Consider the following 19,921-nt stretch of genomic DNA (forward strand, 5'->3'; position numbering starts at 1 on the left):
CTCGCAGCGCAGCGCCCTATAACCTATAACCTAGCACCTTCTTTCAAATCGGACACTTTGCTTATATCGGACATTATCGATACTTAATCGGACACTTTTAACGGGTGTCCGCGGACACTTTAATTCGATACGATGTTCAGTTGTTTATTAAGTAACTGTTTATTAGTAATTAATTGTTTTTGGCATGGTGCTTGTATTAATAGACCTATCAAAGCAGTAATCGTTAACAACGGACACTTTAGGGAAAGAAGATGATTCAGGATACCAGTGCACAAGATGTGATAAAGCAGCCAAGCACAGCGAGCAAAGTGAAGCGTCCTTTGATGCTGGGTCTAGCCGCCTTGCTGGTATCGAGTCTAGTGTGGTCGAGCATAGACAATGACTCGATTGCCAATTCAATTAAGCGTTCTGAGCTTAGATTTGCCACCTTAGAGCGCGGTACCCTCATTCGTGATATTCCCACCACTGGCAAGATAGTTGCTGCCAATGCGCCTGTTTTATATAGCCCAGAGCAAGGCTCTGTGACTTTAATTGCTAAGCCCGGTGACAAAGTTGAACAAGGCCAGATTGTGGCAAGCATTGAGAGTCATAAACTGACCAATAGCCTAAAGCAGCAACAAGCTGTACTTGAGGGGATGAAAAGTTCGCTAGAGCGTGCTCGTCTCGATGCTCGTCGCCAGCAGCTGAAGGCGCAGCAAACTTTGGATATGGCCAAGGTCGATTTAGAAGCGGCTGATCGCGAGAGTCGCCGTGGCGACCAATTGATAGAGTCAAAGTTGATCAGCAAAATTGATTTCGAAAAGAGTAAAGATGATCTGCATAAGGCCAAATTGTTATTTGCCCATGCGGGGCAAGAAGCGCAACTGATGAAAGATACCTTGACCTTCGAGCTTAAGAACACGGCCCTAGAAGTTGACCGTCAGGCTTTGGTTGTTAAGGAGCTCGAACGCCAAGTGACGGCACTAAATATCATCGCCCCCGTTGGCGGCATTATTGGTAATTGGCTTACTGAGCAAAAAGCGCGTATTGGCCAGAGCCAACCGATTTTGACCGTTGTCGATCTCAGTGCTTTTGAAGCAGAGCTCGCAGTGCCGGAGTCTTATGCCGATGAGTTAGGTATAGGTATGGCGGTCGAGCTGAGCTTTGGCTCTGTCAGTGTGATGGGCGAACTGTCTTCTATCTCTCCCGAGGTGCGTAACCGCGAAGTGACCGCAAGGGTGCGATTTGAGCAAAATGACCGTCTTCAGCTGCGTCAAAATCAGCGCCTTTCTGCGCGAGTATTGCTGGAGCACAGACCCGATGTGTTGATGGTTAAGCGTGGCGCCTTTGTTAACAGCGGTGGCGGCCAAGAAGTTTACGCTATGCATGGTGATATTGCAGAGCAAACCCCAATCCAGTTAGGTGCACGCAGCATGAGCCACATCGAAGTGATCCAAGGCGGGCAAGAGGGAGATATTTGGGTGACCTCAAGCATTGAGCCGTTTAACAAAGCTGCGCAAGTGATCGTTCGCTAGCGGAGTAAGAAAGTCGAATAAGGAAGCTGACAATGAATAAAGCAATTAGCAAAGTTTGTCGCAAAGTTAACCAAATGAACAAGCAGCAAGTCATCACTGCTGCAGTATTAATACTATTGGTGGTCGCAGTGCAGGTATCGACGGATAGGGCGGGTGACTGGATGTTTATTGGGTTTAATTTGATTGAGTTTGGTAGTGGAAATGGGGGGAGCTTAAGCACTGTGTCTGATGTCGCGCTGAGTGATGGCCAGAAAATTGGACAACTAATCGGCCGTGCTCTTGAGTGTCTTATTTCATCGATTATCCAGTAGGCAGGCCAAGCCATAGAGAATTACGAAAACAGCAGATTACGTAAAACAGACAGTTTTAGTGAGATTGATAAGCAGATAATTTTTAGTGAGATTGATAAACAGAATTAAAGGGATATAGACCATGTTATCGATGAACAACATCAGCAAAGTATTTAAAACGGATTTAGTGGAAACCCACGCATTGCGTGACTTTAACTTAGAGGTCAATGAAGGCGAATTTGTTGCGGTTACGGGCCCTTCTGGCTCGGGTAAAACCACCTTTTTGAACATTGCCGGCTTACTCGAAGGTTTTACTCATGGCGACTACTTTCTCGATGGGGTGAATATTTCAAATTTGAGTGATAACAAGAGTGCTGCTATCCGTAACGAAAAAATTGGTTTTATCTTTCAGGGCTTTAATCTTATCTCTGAGCTTAACTTAGCTGAAAATGTTGAGGTGCCACTGCGTTATCGCGGCTTTAATGCTAAGGAGCGTAAAATTCGTGTTGAACGTGCACTAGAGCAAGTCGGACTCGCATCGAGAATGAAGCATCTACCTACGCAACTATCTGGTGGCCAGCAGCAACGTGTTGCCATTGCTAGAGCCTTAGCGGGTGAGCCTAGGTTCTTATTAGCCGATGAGCCAACAGGTAACTTAGACAGCCTAATGGCGCGCCAAGTGATGGAGCTATTAGAGGACATTAACAAGGCTGGTACCACTATTATTATGGTAACTCACGATGCTGAGTTGGCTCGTCGTGCCCAGCGAAACATTCAGATTGTCGACGGCCATGTATGTGACTTCACCATGTACCAAGCTGGTGGCGCTCAAAGTAAAGTCGAAACGGCTTCAGTTGCTTAATGGATTGCTAAGGAGAGCATGATGTTTTTTTATTATCTGGATTTAGCTTGGCGCAGCATCAAGAAGACACCGTTTCTATCTTTGTTGATGATCCTTGCGATTTCCATCGGCATAGGCATCACCATCACTATCTTGAATATCTATAAGATGGCGTCGGTTAACCCTGCTGGGGAGCGTTCAGCGCAATTGTTTTCGGTGCAATTGATGAGCCAAGACAATGATACTTGGGACATGATTAACGAGCAGATCACCTATCAAGATGCTTTTAACCTGAGTCAGAGTAATGTAAAGGTAAGACAGGCTGCCATGTTTAGAACGGGCCTTGCGGTGCAGACCGAAGACGCGAATTTCTCGCCTATTTTAGAGGGAGTAAGGGTAACAGGCGGTGATTTCTTTACATTGTTTGATGTGCCGTTTGTCTATGGCAGCCCTTGGGATAAACAGGTCGATAAAGAAGGTGGCTATAAGGTTGTTATTAATGAAAGTATCAATCAAAAAGCTTTTGGTGGTGGTAATAGTGTCGGTAAAACCTTATTGCTAAACCGCAAACCTTATCAGGTGGTGGGGATTATCGGGGATTGGAACCCGAGTCCCAAGTATTACGATGTTAACAATGGTGCCTTCAATGACTCTGAACAGATTTATGTACCTTTCTCAATGGCACCAATTGAGGAGTATGAGAGCTGGGGAAATAATAACTCTTGGCGTCATGAAAATATTCGTAATTATCAAGACAGGCTTAACTCCGAGATGCATTGGCTGCAATTTTGGGTTGAGTTAGATACGCCTGCCAAGCAGCAAGAATACCAAGAGTGGTTAGGTCGTTACGTTGAGCAACAGCAACAGATTAGTCGCTTTAAACACCCTGATGCCCGTGGTGAGATTAAAGATGTCGCTCAGTGGCTGAACGTTAACAAAGTAGTCCCTGAAGATAACAAGGTATTGGTGGGCTTAAGTGCGCTATTTTTGACCGTGTGTTTAGTCAATATGTTGGGATTACTTTTGGCTAAATTCTTAAAGCGCGCCCCGGAGGTCGGGGTTAGACGCGCCATTGGCGCAAGTCGCTTGCAGATCTTCTCTCAACACTTAGTCGAGGTGGGCTTAATTGGCCTTTGTGGTGGTGCCATTGGATTACTCTGGGCCTGGATTTCACTTTACTTCTTATCAACTAAGTTTGCTCTTGAAGAATCGCTGGCTCAGTTGGATCAAAGCATGTGGGTTATAGCGCCAGTCATTGCGGTCAGCGCAGCCATTATTGCCGGAATTTATCCTGCATGGCGTATTTGCAGTACTAACCCAAGTATCTACCTCAAGAGTCAATGATTTACAGAGTGAGAAAGGAACTTACTATGTTTCAAGTTAAACCTATATTAAGCATGCTAATGCGTAATAAAAGCGGCCCACTACTGCTGCTGATTCAAATTACTTTATCGGTAGCGATTGTGGCCAATGCCAGCTTTATTATCATCGAGCGTGTAGGCCTGATGGCAAGAGAATCCGGAATTGAAGAGTCGGAGGTTTTTGATTTAACTATCTACAATTTCGACGATGCTATCGTTGCAAATGAACAGAACCTGATTGATGTTGAGATAATTCGTAACCTCGACGGTGTTAAGGCCGCAACGTCGAGCAGTATGACACCGCTCAGTGGTGGTGGCTGGTCTTCGAATTTCTCTTTTGGCAGCAATGAAGAAGATCGTAAAGATACCCCAAGTTCAGCTATCTATTATGGTGATGAGCAGATGATCTCAACTTTAGGAATTAAGCTGATTGAGGGGCGAAACTTTTATCCTGATGAGGTCAGTAGCGGCGGCCCTGAGCTGGCAACTTTAGCGATAGTTTCCGCAGACTTTGCTAAAGATACTTTTGGAGATGAATCAGCCGTTGGCCAAGTGATGTATCGCGGTAATATTGGCGATCAGCCAATGAAAATTATCGGCGTAGTAGAGCGCCTACAAGGTGCTTGGGTAAATCACTCCAACTTAAACCGCAGCGTGATCCTTAATGTGGAGCTGGGCTCCTCTTTTACGCGCTTTTTAGTGCGCGCAGATGAGTCTGCTATTGCAGAACTAAAAGAGGCTATCCCTGCAGCGTTACATAAAGAGCATCCTAATCGCGTGGTTCGAGGCTTTAAAACCATTAGCGAACACCGTAATAACGTATATCGAGACCATGAGCTGATGGCGACAGTGTTGTCTATGATGGTGGTGTTATTATTGCTTATCACCTCGTTAGGCCTTGCCGGTATGGTGATGTTTAATATTGAGCGCCGCACTAAACAGATAGGTACGCGCAGGGCCCTTGGCGCCAAGAAGCGCGACATTATCAGCTTATTCCTAGTAGAAAATTATCTCTTATGTCTGATTGGTGGTGTATTAGGGGGGCTAATCGCAGTGCAGTTAGGTCAGCAATTAATGAGCCTTTATAGTTTACCTCCATTAGAGGTTATCTATCCGGTAATGACTGTGGCAGGCCTACTTGTGTTAACAACGATTGCAGTGATCTTACCCGCACAAAAAGCTGTGAAAATCTCACCTGCAACAGCGACTCGCAGCGTGTAATAGGCAACTGCTGAGATAAAGGAATGCTATCTAATTGTTAGCCAAATGTGAGCTTTACTTTAACTCTGTTTGGCTTTCAGTTATTTTTATAGCAGCCCTAAATAAAGAATAAATAATAAAGAGCTTATGGATACAATCCTGATTGTCGATGATAACCAAGCTGTGTGTAATGCCTTAGCTTTAATGCTTGAACTAAATGGTTATCAAACACTTACCTGCTTATCGCCAGATGTTGCCCTCGAACTTATCCGACTGCATGATGTGGCGCTGGTGATACAAGATATGAACTTTACTCAAGACACCACATCCGGTGAAGAGGGCAAGAGTTTATTTTATGCCTTTAGGGGGCAACAGCCGAAGTTGCCCATCATATTGCTCACCGCTTGGACCCAGCTTGAGCTGGCCGTAGAGTTAGTGAAAGAGGGCGCTGCCGATTACATGGGTAAACCTTGGGATGATGCCAAATTACTCAACAGCATCAGTAACTTGATTTCACTGCACCGTCTGTCGAAGGAAAATGCCCAGTTTAGCCGAGTTGACAGCCAGCGTATGGTGGCCATAAAAAATGCCGATCTTTGTGGAATGTTTTTTAACAGTGGCGCCATGCAGCGTTGTGTCGACTTGGCGTTGCAGATAGCAAAATCAGATGTGTCGGTGTTAATCACAGGCCCCAACGGTGCGGGTAAAGATAAGCTCGCAGATATTATTCATGCTAATTCTGCTTTAAGAGTTAAGCCGTTTATTAAGGTTAATATCGGCGCGCTACCAATGGAACTACTCGAAGCCGAACTGTTTGGCGCTGAAGCTGGGGCTTTCACTGGGGCGACTAAGACTCGAATTGGCCGTTTTGAAGCCGCCGATGGTGGCACACTATTTCTCGATGAAATAGGTAATCTGCCGCTTTCTGGTCAAGTGAAATTACTGCGCGTATTGCAAACTGGTGAGTTCGAACGCTTAGGCAGCCATCAAACACGTAAAGTCAATGTGCGGGTGGTAAGCGCCACTAATGCTGATTTAGCTGAGGATATCCAAGCGGGACGATTTCGAGAGGATCTTTTCTACCGACTGAATGTGATTGAACTGCCTTTGGCAGCGTTAAATGATCGCAAAGATGACATCTTACCCTTGGTTGAGCACTTTATCGGTGTCGACTTCTCTTTATCACGCCAAACTCAGCAAGTGCTGCTGGAACATTCTTGGCCCGGCAATGTGCGCGAGCTAGAAAACGCCTGTAAGCGAGCGATGATTTTAGCGAGTAGCCCAGAATTAACCGTTGAGGATTTTGGACTAGAACTTGTAAATACTGAGCTAGGCATTAGCTCCGCTGCTGACTCATCCACTAATTTTATTACAGCGGCTGTAGTTGAAAAGTCTCCCTTTGGAAAAACTCAAACGGCCAGTTACCCCATGCGTTCTTCTGTGGATCTGATGAGTAATACTGAGCCGAGTAACATAGAAAACCCGCAAGCAGAAAAAGCTAATATTGAAGCGGAGCTCGACAAACATAACGGTGTGATAGCCCGAGTCGCTAAGGCTCTAGGCTTAAGCCGTCAAGCCTTATATCGACGCATGGATAAGTACGGGATCGATAAGTAATGTTTATTTGTCTGTTAGTCGCCATTATTAGAAAAAGCTAAATATGAGTCTTAAAACCACGGTTTCATTAAGAGTTAAGCTAATTACCGGTGCGGTGCTTGCGAGTGCTTCGGGTCTGTTGTTGGCATTTTCAGGTCTGATATGGCTATCGCCTCTAGAGGTGCAACAAAGCATTGTTCAACAACCATGGTTATATGTTGTGATTCTTTCAGCCTCGTTACTCCTCGCTGCTAGCATAAGTTATCTGCTGACTCGGGGCTTGGCAACAAGTTTAATGGCGCTTGAGGTGGGCTTACTTAACTTTAAAGATAATGACTTTAGTGTAAGTATTCCGGTGAGTGGCGATAATCAGTTAAAGGCACTAGCGAGTCTATTTAACGAGTCTGCACAGACATTGCGCAAAGAGCGACAATACATTTACCAGCGGGAATTACTGCTCGACAAAGTCATACAAAGCTCTCCTAATGTGATGCTACTACTCGATGATAAACAGCGGGTGATCTATGCCAATGATGCGGCGAGACATTTGTTTCATAATGGACTTAGAATTGAGGGTATGAGTTTAAGCGAGCTGCTTGAAGGGGGGTCGCAGGAGTTGGTTAGTGCGATGGAAAACCCCAAGGATGGTTTGTTCTCATTCAGTAGTAACGCGGAGGGGCATGATGCTGAAACTTGGCACCTGTCCCGAGGCCAGTTTCTGTTAAACGGTCAGTTCCATCATTTGGTGTTACTTAAGCAGTTGACTAGAGAGCTCAATCGGCAGGAGGTGGCTGTATGGAAAAAGGTTATTCGCATCATCAGTCATGAGCTCAATAACTCAGTAGCACCAATAGCTTCCATGGTTAACTCTGGGCGAATGATCACCAAAGATCTTAACGATCCTAAGTTAAAGCTGATTTTCGATACTATTGAAGATCGCACCAGTCACCTTAGTCAGTTTATCTTCAACTATGCGCGCTTTGCTAAACTTCCCTTGCCGCAAAAGCTGCCCGTCGATTGGCAGTCACTCACTCAGCAATTAAAACAACATTATCAATTTGAGTTATTAGGCGAACTACCTAAAAATCAGGTTAGTTTCGACTTGATTCAGATGGAGCAAGTATTACTTAATCTACTGAAAAATGCCCACGAATCCGGTTCAGAACCGGCTAAGGTTAGCCTTGAGATCAAAGAGGCAAATCAGGCCTATCCGAATAAAGAGATCTGTATTGAGGTGAAGGATGAAGGCTTAGGGATGTCGGCGGATGTGCTGCAACAAGCATTATTACCTTTTTACTCTACCAAACAGTCAGGTACAGGCTTAGGCTTGCCTCTTTGTCGTGAGATTATTGAGGCTCACGATGGACGAATTTGCTTACATAATCGGGATAACAAAGGTTTATGTGTGAGTCTGTGGTTACCTTATGCATAGATAATGCGGTAACCTTTATGGTCTATATAGAGCAGTAGAGGTGATTGTTATAAATACGCCCCTAGTGCTCTGATAAATTGTCATTTTACGGCTAATAGGAGTTAGCTAAAGCAAGGGTCTTTAATCTAGCGGTAGGCACCTTAAATGGCTTGATTAGTCTTGGCGGTCTTAGTACCAGCGCTCCTTGACATCTTACACAGGTAAAATGCAGTTTCTCGCTGCATCTTTTGCAGTAGGTATCTTCGAATGAGCAGATATAGGCGGTATCTTTTCGTGCAAGTGCCGTATGACAGTGCTCGCATTTAGTCTTCATTCTTAACATATTCACTCCTTTGAATAAATTATCCTTAACTCAATAACAGCTCTATGCCTTATTCATAAGTTGCCACTGGTTAACTAACTAGGTCTTCATTGCATTCCAAAACATTGCAAAACTTGACTGTTGATATGCTTCATCTTTCCATGATTCAGGGTTATCTAGAAAGTATCGCGTGGCCGCTAAATATTGGCCATGACAACTCTCTAGCATTAAGGGTAGCGGATAATCTGCTAGTACACCTTGTTTTTGCCCTTGATTAATTAACTCCCCCATAAAGCCTAAAATACTGTTCATTGCCTGCTGTCTCACCTCGGATGCGATCGACGGAGACATAGAGTATTGCTGGAAAAACTCCTGTTTAAGTGGGTTCGCAATCGCCCAATTTATGGCGACCTGCCACAGGTGTTGAGCGTCTTTTTCCAAGTCCCCCTTTTGACTGATTTGCGATTTTATCGCATCGGCAAACTCCTGCTTAATGGATATATACAGATAGTTCATCAACGCCTCTTTTGAGGCGAAGTGATGAAACAAAGTGCCAGTAGCTACCCGAGCTTGTTTAGCAATCGAGGCGGTTGAGGTGGCATAAAAGCCTTGGCTGACAAAAAGCGTCAGCGCGGTGTCTAATATGGCCTGTTTTTTGTCGATACGACTCATCAAATTTGCTGCCAAGTTAAGGTTAACGTAAGAAAAACTTCATCAATAGGCGCTGAATAAATCCACCATAGGGTGGGTGCACCAATTTACCTGTATTGAGATATTTACCGCGGCTGAGAACCGTTTTTGCGTGACTAAAGGTTAGGAAGCCCTCTTTACCGTGATAGTGCCCCATGCCCGATGGCCCTATGCCACCAAAGGGGGCGTCATCGGCCGCCACATGAAACACGGCTTCGTTAATACACACTCCGCCAGAATGCGTGTGCTTGAGTACGTGCTGCTGCGTGTTTTTATCAAAGCTCATCAGGTAAAGTGCCAGAGGACGAGGGCGCTGGTTAACGTAACTTATCGCCTCATCTAGGCTGTTATAAGGGATGATTGGCAGTAGCGGGCCAAAGATCTCCTCTTGTAGCACTAACATCTCATCACTGGCACCACTGATAAGCTGGGTTGGCATTTTACGTTTATCGGTATTAATCGCTTCATCGTTGGCGCTAATAATGTTGGCGCCTTTGTCGATAGCGTCATCTAGCACCTGCATAATACGGTCAAATTGTCGCTGATTGATCACACTGCCGTAATCTTTATTGTCACTGACTTTGCCGTACATGCTGATGAACTTTTTCTTATAGGCCTGAATGAAACTGTCTAACTTGGCACGCGGCACGAGTACATAATCTGGTGCAACGCAAATCTGGCCCGCATTTAAGCATTTGCCGTAGATCATGCGCTCGACAGCGATATCCATATCGATATCGTCGGCAATAATGACTGGAGATTTTCCGCCAAGCTCCAGGGTCACAGGAGTGAGGTTATCCGCTGCCGCGCGCATGACATGGCGGCCAACCGTGGTCGAGCCGGTAAAAAGTAAGTGATCAAATGGTAGCGATGAAAACTCGGCGGCGATATCAGCTTCTCCCTCAATACACACCACATGGCTCTCATCAAAGATGCTACTTAACATCTCTTTGAGCACTTGGTTGGTTTCTGGGGTAAATTCTGACAGCTTAATCATGGCGCGATTACCTGCTGCAAGAGCGGTGATAAGCGGTCCAACAGACAGCATGATTGGGAAATTCCACGGTACGATAATGCCAACGACACCTAGAGGTTGGTAATGCACTTTAATTTTTGCCGGTGCTAGCAGCAAGCCAGGGTGGCGAGAGCTAGGCTTCATCCATTTCTTAAGGTGCTTTAGGCTATAGTTGATGTTGTTAATGCAAGGCATGATATCGGAGATCATACTGTCATCAACAGAGCGGTTGCCGTAGTCGCGGTTCAGTGCTGACACGAGTTGCTCTTGATAAGTAATAATCGCGGCTTTAAGGCTTTTTAGGTGCTCAATTCTGGCGTAATAGTTGGGCGCAGGCTCATTTAAGTAGCTAGTACGTTGTTTGATTAGCATTTGCGAGAGGGGTTGTGCTGCTTGATTGTCGATATGCATATTCATTAACTGAGCTCCAGATTTGGTCTTTAAATAACCGACTGATTAGTCGGTCTGATGATAATGAACTTTTGATTAAAGATCAAATATCAGATCGAATTGTGACCAAGATCAAATTCAAGAATTGTTAAGACTCTAAAATTGAATTAGGAAAGGTTGTTATTCTTAGTCGACACACTTAAAAACTGAGGAGCATCAAATGAGCAATGATAGACATGGCATATCCGTAGGAATTGAGCGCAGTGGTAGCAAGTTTTATATGACCTTTGTTGCTGTTGGTAAGTTAACCCACGAAGATTATGAATATATGGTTCCCATGCTGGAGTCCGCGATTGCTGGGGTGGAAGATCCTGAAATTAATGTGCTAGCGGATATTAGTGAGTTAGATGGCTGGGAACTACGAGCGGCCTGGGACGATCTAAAGCTAGGCGTTGCCCACGGTAAGGCATTCGAGAAGATTGCCATTGTGGGTGAGGGACGCCTTCAAGAGTGGATGGCGAAATTGGCAGACTGGTTTACCCCTTACGACGCCAAGTTTTTTGAGAGCAAAAAAGAGGCGCGCGATTGGCTTAATGACTAACCTTATTAGTAAGGAATTAGTATTAGCTTATAGTTTAAGTCTTTGCCATAAAGCGGTATTCACCATGGTGATAGCAAGCGAATAATGTTTGGAGGAAATAGTTATGCGTAGTCGTCAAATCTTATGCCCGACGGATTTTTCAGATACAGCGTCCCATGCACTAAAGTATGCGATTGAAATGGCAAATCTATACCATGTTGGTCTACGTATTGTGCATGTTATCGAGCAACCTATGGGAGTCGATAATTATCAAATCCTTACGGTTACCCCTGAAGAGCTCGCTCAGAGCATGGAAGACTCTGCGGCTGAAAATATGAAGAAGCTATTAACTGAGCTCAAGAGTGAGCTCTCAGTTGAGTCTGTTATTCGTCACGGCAGTGCTGCTGAGCAGATCCTAAAAGAGGCCGAGGGCTCAGAGGCAGGCATGATCGTCATTGCCAGCCATGGCCGCACCGGGCTATCACATTTTTTGCACTCCAACGTTTCTGAAGCGGTCGCAAATCGCGCTCAGTGTCCTGTGCTAGTGGTGAAGTAAGAAGTATTAAGTTAATGATTTAGATGACTCCAATGATTTAGATGACTCCAATGATTGAATCATTTAACGAAAGCTAGACTGCAATCAAGTATAAATAGGCTTGGTTGAGGAGAAGTTATGCGTACTCGACAAATTTTATGTCCAACCGATTTTTCATTGACGGCGTCTCATGCACTGAGCTATGCCATCGAGATGGCGAATCTATATGGTGTGAGCTTACGATTGGTGCATGTAATGAGTGAGCCTTTTAGTGAGCATCATTATGGCATTGCAGTAGAGTCTGTGGAGCAACTTGATAGACAGATAGAAACTGCGGCGAATGAAAATCTACAGAAAATAGAGCAGCAGATCCAACAGGAACTCAATCATGGATTGACGGTAAAAACGGTACTTCGAAAAGGGGATGTCTTAGATGAGGTCCTTGAAGAGGCTGAGGTCGGTCAGATTGGTATGATTGTTATCGCCAGTCATGGCCGCAAAGGTATTGCGCATCTGCTCAACCCCAATATTGCCGAGGCCATCGCCAACAAAGCCAAGTGCCCGGTGCTAGTGGTTAAGTGAGTTATTAGCAACTTAAAAGACTTTGTTAAAGCTGATTTAGTCAGCTAGTTGCATAAAGACGGCTGTAAACATGTCATAAAAAACAGCCACACATTATCGGTGTGGCTGTTTTTTTGCTCTGCTCTTCAGGGCGGTAAAAGTACAGCCTCAGCTAGAAGCTAGAAGCTAGAAACTGGAGCCAGGTTGCTGCAAGAAAGCTATTTCTTCAGCGCTAGACTCACGACCTAAGATGGCATTGCGGTGAGGATAACGACCAAACTGGTCGATGATAGCTTTGTGCCTGAGTTCAAAATCTAAATTACCTTTAGCCGATTCTCGGCTGAATAGCCTAACCGCTACTTCATGTACCAATGCTGATTCGCTGTGCATATAAGGCATAAACAAAAACGGCACTTGCTTAGCTTTTAGTTCAGAGTCGCAATTGATAGCCACAGCCTCTTGAGCGAGCACTAATGCTATGGCGTCGGCGGCAAAGGCCTTTGGAGTATCTCGATAAATGTTGCGAGAGAATTGATCTAACACGATGATCTCGGCCAGCCTTCCCTGCGGGGTTGCTCGCCAGTGATAGAGTTCCCCTTGTAGTGCTTGAGCTAATAAACTGGCGTAACGTTGCTTAATGAGAGCGTCAAACTCAAGGTCCTTTACCCACCACTGTTTAGGTTCAATTTCTTCAAACCAAAAGTGAATAATCATATCAGGGGTAATGGGTTGCTCTGATGTGTGCTCTGTGGCTAGTTTGTTCATGGCTATATCCAGTTTCGATGATCGTTATGAATAAGCGCGAGGGATCGCTCTGCAATTTTTCGCGCGGCAATGATTGAGATATAAGGCAGCTTTACTGTACCACTGGCGAGGCCAATTTCAAGGTTAGCCAAGCCACTGCGTTTTTGGTTGGGTGATTGCGTTATCGATACATGCTGAACTTTAGTCAGAGCGATAAGCTGCCAACTGCGCCCAAGCAACCCCGAGTGAAACCACAGGTTGTCGCCTTCGAGCTGGTAACCATATTGGCGGTATCTTAAGTAAACCCCGATACAAAACAGGCTCGCACCTACCCAGAGTAGCTCGGTAAATAGGTTAAAACCGATAAAGTAGGTGTTAATAGCCGGGACTAAAAGTGGCAACAACCCACGGCGCCAGAACCAGCCAAGATGAATGTGTTGATATTGCTTAGGAAGCTGAGTCGAGCTGGCCTCAACGCCTTTAAGCTCGGGTAGAAGCTTGGCAATATCGTCACGGCTCATGCTGGGAACCAACATATTAGTCGAACCTCGTTGCTCGACTTCATGACCCTGAACCTGCTTAAAGTAGACGGTCCAGAGCTTAAGTAAACGGCCTATCAATGGTTGATAGAATTTAATCACCTGTATGCGCCTTATCGCCAATGCATCGTTTTGCTTAGCAATAATGCCACCGGTTCGATGTAGTGTATTACCACTGCGACTTAATCGGTAAGGCAAGTATTTCAACACGGCAGAGGCGATAGAAAGTAGCGAAAATAGCAGATACAAACCAACTAGCGCTAAAACAGCAAAGATGAGCTGTAGCATCAGGCTGATAGCAATATGGCTGTCGTACCAAGCCATAAATGATTGCATCAATTGTAGCTTTTCCATCGACTCCCAATCGAGTTGACCGAAGATTGGACCCAAAATGACGGCTAGCCAAATGGCGTTATTTTGATAAAGTCCAAATAGCACTAGCTGTTTAAGATCCTTACGGCTAATGGTGCTAACTTGTTTAGATGTATGTTGGTCTTGTGATGGGCTACTGGAGTGCTCGTTTTGCAGTGTATGCGCATCATGCTCTGCCATTAATTGCTTTTTAAGGGCTAGGGCATCTTTGTAAGCTAAGGCCGACAGTTCGGCTTCATTTCCTTTAGAGCCTGCGGTTTCGACCACGAGACGATAGAGTCCCATAGGACGGAAGTAAAGTGGCTGCTCTAAGCGTACGTTTTGAATTTTACTGAAGGGAAGTTCATCGGCTTTTTTAAACACAATACCGTGTCTGATATTGAGCTTATCGGTTTCAATTTTAAAGCGAAACTTAAGCCATTGCAGCACACTAAAGACAAAAATGAGACCGACCACAGCTAGGATTGCAATGATGACCCAAGGGCTACTAAAGCCTTGTTGCCAGCCGGTGTAGATAACTGGAATGAGGGCGTAGCCGCTGCTTAATAATTGTCGTGTCGTTAGCAGGGTAAAGCTGATAATAGACCAAGCTGACAACGATGACCAATCGGTAAATTTATGCGTCATCGTTAGACTTTTCCGAGGTTATAGTCTGTGTGACACCTTCGAGTTCATTCTCTTGCGAGGCCGTCTCTAACGGTAATTGCGGATTAGCCTTAGCTGCTTGAGTGAGCAGGTGTTGGCGCAGGTGTTCTGCCGTTCGCTGTTCTAACCCGGGTAACTCAATCTCTGCCGAGCCGCTACCAGCACTGAAGCATTTGATAGTGGATAGATTAAAATAGCGCTCTAGCGGGCCATGAGACAGGCTAACATGCTGGAGCCTTGAATAAGGAAGCGAGGTGCGTTTAACCCACCAAAAACCCTTTTGCATGATAAGTTCATGTTCGCATGTTGCGTAAGCCAGCGACTTGGCATGTCGATCTCTCAAATAGCCAAGGATTGCCAATAACAGTAACAGGCCCGTTAATATGGTTAGCAATAGGGGAAGTTGTAGCTCTCTAGGTAGAACCACGGCCAGAGACACCGCAATAAACGCGATGCAGCCAAGTATCAGGCTTTCGCATAACACTTGGGTGTAATGGCGCTTATCGACTGGCTGAAGTGGTACCTGATCGAAGCCTTGCCACTCATTCTGTGCAACTAAGTCATGGCAAGCTTGTTCGTTAATAGAGTCAGCTTCGTTGCTGATATTGTTGCTGCTATCCATTTCAACTCTCGTCCTTCATTTAAGGTCGTTTATTCACGGCAGTTTATTCTATTTGACTATATCAGTATGTGTGGCGTTATCGCTACAGTGAGACATATTTGGCAACAGTTGAGTGTTTTAGCCTATCCAGTTATTACTTGTTATTTGTTGTAAATAAAGTAGTTTACCTTAATCATCCAGAATATAAGATTGTTATGAGCCTGACCTTAACTGCCTCTAAACAGCAAAGTGCTTTTTTTAGAAAGCTCTATATTGCTTACCTAATCGATAGTGAAAGACATAACTTATTGTCGTTACACAAGCTAACAGAAATGCCTCGTCGAACCCTGCAAGATGCAATAGCCGTTTTGGGAGACTTAACGATTGAGTGCGAGTTTGTGCAAGATGGCGAGCGCAATAATGCTGGTTTTTACCGGATAAACCATTGGGGCGCTATAAACCGAGACTGGGTTGAGCAGCACCTTGCTCAGATAGAGTCTGTTTTGAGTTAACCTTATCTTATTATGCTATAAATCACTTTCCTGGCTTGATTTAACACAAAATTAAGCCTTGATCATTACACTTCGCGCCCCGATGCACTCACACCATTGAGTGCATGCTTATTTCATTCTCTTTTACCCTAAAGGAGCAAGGTGTGCTTGCGAACGTTTCTGGCCTGCAGTCAAAGCTTAAGTTGATTGACAATAGTAAGGTTTTTCAAGGTTTTGTTATTTTCGTCATCGTGGTGTCGGCGTTATCCATTGGCGCGCATACCTATCATCTTCCAGCGTGGATGGAGCAGAGCTTAGTCGTGCTGGATATCGGTATTACGGTATTTTTCGCCATTGAGCTTGTGATCCGTTTTCTTGCCAGTGACGGCCCTAAGCGATTTTTCAGCAACGGCTGGAATGTTTTCGACACCATGATTGTTATCGGTAGTCTTATTCCTGCTGGTGGCTCGGCCATTCTATTAGCCCGTCTGCTGCGGATCTTCAGAGTTCTGCGTTTAGTGTCTATGATCCCTGAGCTAAGAATGTTGGTGAATGCGCTGTTAAAGGCTATACCCCGAATGGGTTATATCGCTTTACTGATGTTTGTGATTTTCTATATATATGGCGCGGTAGGCAGTATGTTCTTTGCCAATGTAAATGACTTCCTCTGGGGAGATGTCTCAGTTGCTATGCTGACCTTGTTTAGGATCTCAACCTTCGAGTCTTGGACATCGATAATGTACGAGACCATGGCTGTATACCCTCTCAGCTGGATCTATTATCTAAGCTTTATCTTTTTAACTGCATTCGTGTTTTTAAATATGATGGTAGGGGCAGTGTTAGATGTGATGACCCAAGAAACAGCCGCGATGAGAGGTGAAGAGGCTGCCGATGATCCAGCAGATAAACCAGCTAGCGCTGCGGATGTCGCCGAGCTTAAAGTGCAAATTGAGGAGCTAAAAGCGCTGCTGCTGAGAAAGGCGAGCTAGGCCGTACTTTGTCGTGTGCTATTCATATTTGTTCATAATGTTGGTTTATTAATTCATATTTACTCTCAAGGTTGTTAATAACTTGAGAGTAAGCTTTACCTAAATTTAGATACAAGCTTAGATGAAAACTTAGGCGAAAACCTAGATTAGTATAAGCTGATATTGCTAAGCTTGGATTAATCAATCAACCGCCTAGGTTGAGATTTTAGATTGATAACTTAGATCGAAAATATTGGGATGATGATTATGAAATTTACACATGCAATTATGCTTGGCAGTTTAGCTATGGCGACCATGGGCAGCGCAGTGGCTGCTGATGACAACGAACTGCTTGGCGGACAAATTAGTGGCAACGTTAAATTTGCGACCGACTATGTTTTCCGTGGTGAATCAGAAACTATGGACGGCGATGTACCTGTAGTACAAGGCACGCTAGGTTGGGGCAATGATGACGGCTGGTACACTGGTGTATTTGCTTCAAACATCAAGTTTGCCGATCCAAATCTTGAAATCGTAACCGCACCTTATATCGGTAAGGCCGGCGCATTTGGTGACAGCGGCTTTACCTATGATGTTATGGTGTTCTCATATCTTTATCCTGGCGCTTCGTACTCAAACTACACAGAGCTTTGGGTGCGAGTCGCTAAGCAGTTTGGCCAAGCCAATGTTCAGCTTGAAGTCACACCAACATTAGATGACTGGTTTGGTGTTGATGGTTGGCAAGGCGTGAACTACGCCATTCACCCAAGCTATGACTTCAATAATGGCGTGAAACTTTCTGGTTCATTTGGTTATCAAGATCTTGACGGTGAAGGTGCAGAGGGGTGGACTCACTGGAATTTAGGTGTTGAAGCTAACTATGTTGGCCTAACATTCGATCTGCGTTACCACGGAAGTTCAGTGGATGACACTCACTTAGTCTACGGAACACAAACTGAAATCTTCGATGATCGCGTCGTGTTTGGTGTGAGCAAAAGTTTTTAATTTGCATATAGAATAAATGAATTTGTCAGTGCTAATGCATTGATAAATAAAAGCCAACTCCTTTGAGTTGGCTTTTTTGTGGCTGAGTATTTTTAGATTTTAGTCGTAAATATTTCAACTGCTCGCTTTACGCGCTAACTTGTGTATATTATGTGGCGCAATTTTGCGGACGCTTTTGTCGATAAAAGTGGTTTAGGTTGAGGTGATATATGGCATACCGGGTACTGGTTGTTGATGATGAAGCCGTCATTAGAGCTAGGTTAAAAGGCTATTTTGAGAAAGAGGGCTATGAAGTACTCGAAGCTCAAGATGGTGATCAGATGTGGCACGAATTTGACCGCCAGCATATCGACTTAGTCATGCTTGATATTAACTTACCCGGCGTCGATGGCTTGAGTCTGGCTCGTGAATTGCGAAGCAGGAGCCATGTAGGGATCATCTTAGTGACTGGACGTGATGAAACCATAGATAAGATTGTTGGCCTAGAGATGGGAGCCGACGATTACGTCACCAAGCCTTTCGAGCTAAGAGAGCTATTAGTTAGGGTTAAGAACTTACTCTGGCGTATGTCGTTAGTGAAAAAAGCCGTTGCCGATAGTGCAGAGCAAGACGATCCAAATGATAATATTATCGCTTTTAACGACTATATATTAGAGCTCAATAGCCGCCAACTGACCCACAATGGTGAGCCAATCAAGCTAACAAAAGCCGAGTTTGAGTTGCTTACCGCCTTTTCTTTGCATCCACAACAGGTGTTATCGCGTGAACGTTTAATGTTGCAAACTAGCCACCGAGATCAGGACGTAAACGACAGAACAATCGATGTGATTATCCGTCGCCTTCGCAATAAATTATCCAGTGAGTTGTTTGTTACCATTCATGGTGAAGGCTATTTGTTTGCGGCTAAAGTGAAAGACTAAAGCTGACTCGTTTAAGCTATTTTTATATTTTAGCCAACAAGTTGTCGATGTCATTATCCTTCATTGATGTGCGCAATAAATTATCCAGTGAGTTGTTTGTTACCATTCACGGTGAAGGCTATTTGTTTGCGGCTAAAGTGAAAGACTAAAGCTGACTCGTTTGAGCGGTTTGTGACCATTCATGGTGAAGGGGTACTGAAACGATTTAAACAACTTAAGGCGACTTAATATCCAGTATTGACCCGATAAATTGGATAGTAATCTGCGGGTGGCAAGCTGGTTCTTAGTACATCTTCACTGATATGTTTAGGATAAAGGGTTTTAATTTTTGGTCCTATATCGCCAAAAGCTTGAGCTCCCTCTAACTCTCTCACCGTAATATCGATAGCCAGCTTACCTTGCAGAACGACTTGGTCGTCGTTACTAAACGCCACTTTACCTCGATAAATCCCTCGCAACACCGCAGGCGATAGATAGCTACTAACGAGTTTCACTTTATCGGTAAGCTGATATTGCCTCAGTATGCTGACCCCAGCTTCTATGGCAACAGCGCTACCAAGGATGTAATCGGGCGTCTGTTCACTTAATAGCACCTCAAGTTCATCTCGATACAGATTACGATTATTATCGGCGTGATGCACTGCGCTGATGTTAACTAAACTGTCTTTCAAGGCCGCTGACAACCCTTGCTCTACGTAGTCGCTACCACCGAGTTTGTCTGGGCCGGTTAATAGGGCTAAGGTTGCAGGCTTCTTGGTTTGCTGCTTGATATATTCCCCTGCTTTTAAGCCCATCTGATACCAGTTTACGCCCACGCGCGTATTCACTTTTGGGTGCTGGAGTCGATTGACTAGAGCGATAACGGGTTTAGTAATCGGTGCTTGATAAAAATCTAAAATATCGGGGCGAACGCCGCCGAGTAAAATGGCATCAAAGCTATGCTTCATGCAGTTATCGAGTTGAGTTAGCTGCTTATCTTGGCCGTAATAACCGCCTGCTTCGAACAGTTCCAGCTTTAGATTTAACGCTTTAGCCTGCTGTACTAGTCCGTAGTTAATACCTGTCCAGTAGGTGTCTTTTAAATGTGGTACTAAGGCGCAAATGCGCCAACTTTTCTTAGCCGAGGTGAGCGGTGTAAGTTGTAACGGCGTAGTTTGTTGCAAGACTTTTTCGTAGGGAATTCTCTGCTCAAGCGACCAAGATGACGGCGTTGTCGCAGCAATGACAATAGGGCTTAAAAAACTTAAGCCGAAAACGAGTAATATTCGCTGCTGCAAAACTTTAACCATGGATAACGTCTCTATGAATCGAATGAGTAAAGGATTAATAT

At 44.7% G+C, this 19,921-nt stretch carries 21 protein-coding genes; 14 read left to right on the forward strand and 7 right to left on the reverse strand.

Annotated features, from left to right (window positions below):
* Window positions 1–251: 251 nt before the first annotated feature.
* The 7 genes from K5Q73_RS00200 to K5Q73_RS00230 all read left to right on the forward strand — a co-directional run bounded on the left by K5Q73_RS00200 (window position 252) and on the right by K5Q73_RS00230 (window position 8,234).
* Window positions 252–1,514, forward strand: a complete 1,263-nt coding sequence (locus tag K5Q73_RS00200) for an efflux RND transporter periplasmic adaptor subunit (RefSeq protein WP_220758730.1) — start codon at window positions 252–254, stop codon at window positions 1,512–1,514.
* 32 nt (window positions 1,515–1,546) lie between these two features.
* On the forward strand, window positions 1,547–1,825 hold the full coding sequence (locus tag K5Q73_RS00205) for a hypothetical protein (protein WP_220758729.1): 279 nt from the start codon (window positions 1,547–1,549) through the stop codon (window positions 1,823–1,825).
* 121 nt (window positions 1,826–1,946) lie between these two features.
* The gene (locus K5Q73_RS00210; RefSeq protein WP_220758728.1) at window positions 1,947–2,666 is read left to right on the forward strand and encodes an ABC transporter ATP-binding protein; all 720 of its coding nucleotides are present in this window, start codon (window positions 1,947–1,949) and stop codon (window positions 2,664–2,666) included.
* Between the two features lie 21 nt (window positions 2,667–2,687).
* On the forward strand, window positions 2,688–3,989 hold the full coding sequence (locus K5Q73_RS00215) for an ABC transporter permease (RefSeq protein ID WP_220758727.1): 1,302 nt from the start codon (window positions 2,688–2,690) through the stop codon (window positions 3,987–3,989).
* 26 nt (window positions 3,990–4,015) lie between these two features.
* Entirely contained in the window at window positions 4,016–5,227 is a 1,212-nt protein-coding gene (locus K5Q73_RS00220; RefSeq protein WP_220758726.1) for an ABC transporter permease, read from the forward strand.
* Window positions 5,228–5,353: 126 nt separating this feature from the next.
* Window positions 5,354–6,823 (forward strand): sigma-54 dependent transcriptional regulator, encoded by a 1,470-nt coding sequence (locus tag K5Q73_RS00225; RefSeq protein WP_220758725.1) that lies wholly within the window; start codon window positions 5,354–5,356, stop codon window positions 6,821–6,823.
* Between the two features lie 43 nt (window positions 6,824–6,866).
* A complete protein-coding gene (locus K5Q73_RS00230) occupies window positions 6,867–8,234 on the forward strand; it encodes a PAS domain-containing sensor histidine kinase (protein WP_220758724.1) in 1,368 nt (455 codons plus the stop codon).
* A gap of 91 nt (window positions 8,235–8,325) precedes the next feature.
* Here the strand turns inward: K5Q73_RS00230 and K5Q73_RS21850 are convergent, their stop codons facing one another.
* The 3 genes from K5Q73_RS21850 to K5Q73_RS00245 all read right to left on the reverse strand — a co-directional run bounded on the left by K5Q73_RS21850 (window position 8,326) and on the right by K5Q73_RS00245 (window position 10,657).
* Window positions 8,326–8,556, reverse strand: a complete 231-nt coding sequence (locus K5Q73_RS21850; RefSeq protein WP_220758723.1) for a DUF1272 domain-containing protein — start codon at window positions 8,554–8,556, stop codon at window positions 8,326–8,328.
* 78 nt (window positions 8,557–8,634) lie between these two features.
* Window positions 8,635–9,207: a TetR/AcrR family transcriptional regulator gene (locus K5Q73_RS00240; RefSeq protein WP_220758722.1), complete on the reverse strand. Its 573-nt coding sequence runs from the start codon at window positions 9,205–9,207 to the stop codon at window positions 8,635–8,637.
* Between the two features lie 22 nt (window positions 9,208–9,229).
* A complete protein-coding gene (locus K5Q73_RS00245) occupies window positions 9,230–10,657 on the reverse strand; it encodes a coniferyl aldehyde dehydrogenase (protein ID WP_220758721.1) in 1,428 nt (475 codons plus the stop codon).
* 193 nt (window positions 10,658–10,850) lie between these two features.
* Here K5Q73_RS00245 and K5Q73_RS00250 point away from each other — a divergent pair, with 193 nt between their 5' ends.
* From K5Q73_RS00250 to K5Q73_RS00260, 3 genes are all read left to right on the forward strand, one after another.
* On the forward strand, window positions 10,851–11,231 hold the full coding sequence (locus K5Q73_RS00250) for an STAS/SEC14 domain-containing protein (RefSeq protein WP_220758720.1): 381 nt from the start codon (window positions 10,851–10,853) through the stop codon (window positions 11,229–11,231).
* A gap of 103 nt (window positions 11,232–11,334) precedes the next feature.
* Window positions 11,335–11,766, forward strand: coding sequence for a universal stress protein (locus K5Q73_RS00255; RefSeq protein WP_220758719.1), 432 nt, complete (start codon window positions 11,335–11,337; stop codon window positions 11,764–11,766).
* Window positions 11,767–11,883: 117 nt separating this feature from the next.
* Window positions 11,884–12,327, forward strand: a complete 444-nt coding sequence (locus tag K5Q73_RS00260; protein ID WP_220758718.1) for a universal stress protein — start codon at window positions 11,884–11,886, stop codon at window positions 12,325–12,327.
* A 165-nt stretch (window positions 12,328–12,492) separates the two neighbouring features.
* On the opposite strand, the gene K5Q73_RS00265 is transcribed toward K5Q73_RS00260, so the two are convergent.
* From K5Q73_RS00265 to K5Q73_RS00275, 3 genes are read right to left on the reverse strand one after another with little or no spacing between them, the layout of a single operon-like run.
* Window positions 12,493–13,071 carry a DUF924 family protein gene (locus K5Q73_RS00265; protein ID WP_220758717.1) on the reverse strand — a complete coding sequence of 193 codons (579 nt, stop codon included), beginning with the start codon at window positions 13,069–13,071 and terminating at the stop codon, window positions 12,493–12,495.
* 2 nt (window positions 13,072–13,073) lie between these two features.
* Entirely contained in the window at window positions 13,074–14,588 is a 1,515-nt protein-coding gene (locus K5Q73_RS00270) for a PH domain-containing protein (RefSeq protein WP_220758716.1), read from the reverse strand.
* On the reverse strand, window positions 14,578–15,228 hold the full coding sequence (locus tag K5Q73_RS00275; RefSeq protein WP_220758715.1) for a PH domain-containing protein: 651 nt from the start codon (window positions 15,226–15,228) through the stop codon (window positions 14,578–14,580). Before K5Q73_RS00275 ends, K5Q73_RS00270 begins: the two co-directional genes overlap by 11 nt.
* A gap of 194 nt (window positions 15,229–15,422) precedes the next feature.
* Between K5Q73_RS00275 and K5Q73_RS00280 the strand changes: the two genes are divergently transcribed.
* The 4 genes from K5Q73_RS00280 (at window position 15,423) to torR (ending at window position 18,591) form a co-directional block, all read left to right on the forward strand.
* Window positions 15,423–15,719, forward strand: a complete 297-nt coding sequence (locus K5Q73_RS00280; RefSeq protein WP_220758714.1) for a winged helix-turn-helix domain-containing protein — start codon at window positions 15,423–15,425, stop codon at window positions 15,717–15,719.
* A gap of 143 nt (window positions 15,720–15,862) precedes the next feature.
* Window positions 15,863–16,687 (forward strand): ion transporter, encoded by an 825-nt coding sequence (locus tag K5Q73_RS00285; RefSeq protein WP_220758713.1) that lies wholly within the window; start codon window positions 15,863–15,865, stop codon window positions 16,685–16,687.
* 246 nt (window positions 16,688–16,933) lie between these two features.
* On the forward strand, window positions 16,934–17,671 hold the full coding sequence (locus K5Q73_RS00290; protein ID WP_220758712.1) for a TorF family putative porin: 738 nt from the start codon (window positions 16,934–16,936) through the stop codon (window positions 17,669–17,671).
* A 209-nt stretch (window positions 17,672–17,880) separates the two neighbouring features.
* A complete protein-coding gene (torR, locus tag K5Q73_RS00295) occupies window positions 17,881–18,591 on the forward strand; it encodes a two-component system response regulator TorR (RefSeq protein WP_220758711.1) in 711 nt (236 codons plus the stop codon).
* Window positions 18,592–18,815: 224 nt separating this feature from the next.
* Here the strand turns inward: torR and torT are convergent, their stop codons facing one another.
* Window positions 18,816–19,880: a TMAO reductase system periplasmic protein TorT gene (torT, locus tag K5Q73_RS00305; protein WP_220758710.1), complete on the reverse strand. Its 1,065-nt coding sequence runs from the start codon at window positions 19,878–19,880 to the stop codon at window positions 18,816–18,818.
* Window positions 19,881–19,921 lie beyond the last annotated feature (41 nt).

Source organism: Shewanella sp. MBTL60-112-B2 (genome assembly GCF_019655055.1).
In the GTDB taxonomy this organism is placed as follows: domain Bacteria; phylum Pseudomonadota; class Gammaproteobacteria; order Enterobacterales; family Shewanellaceae; genus Shewanella.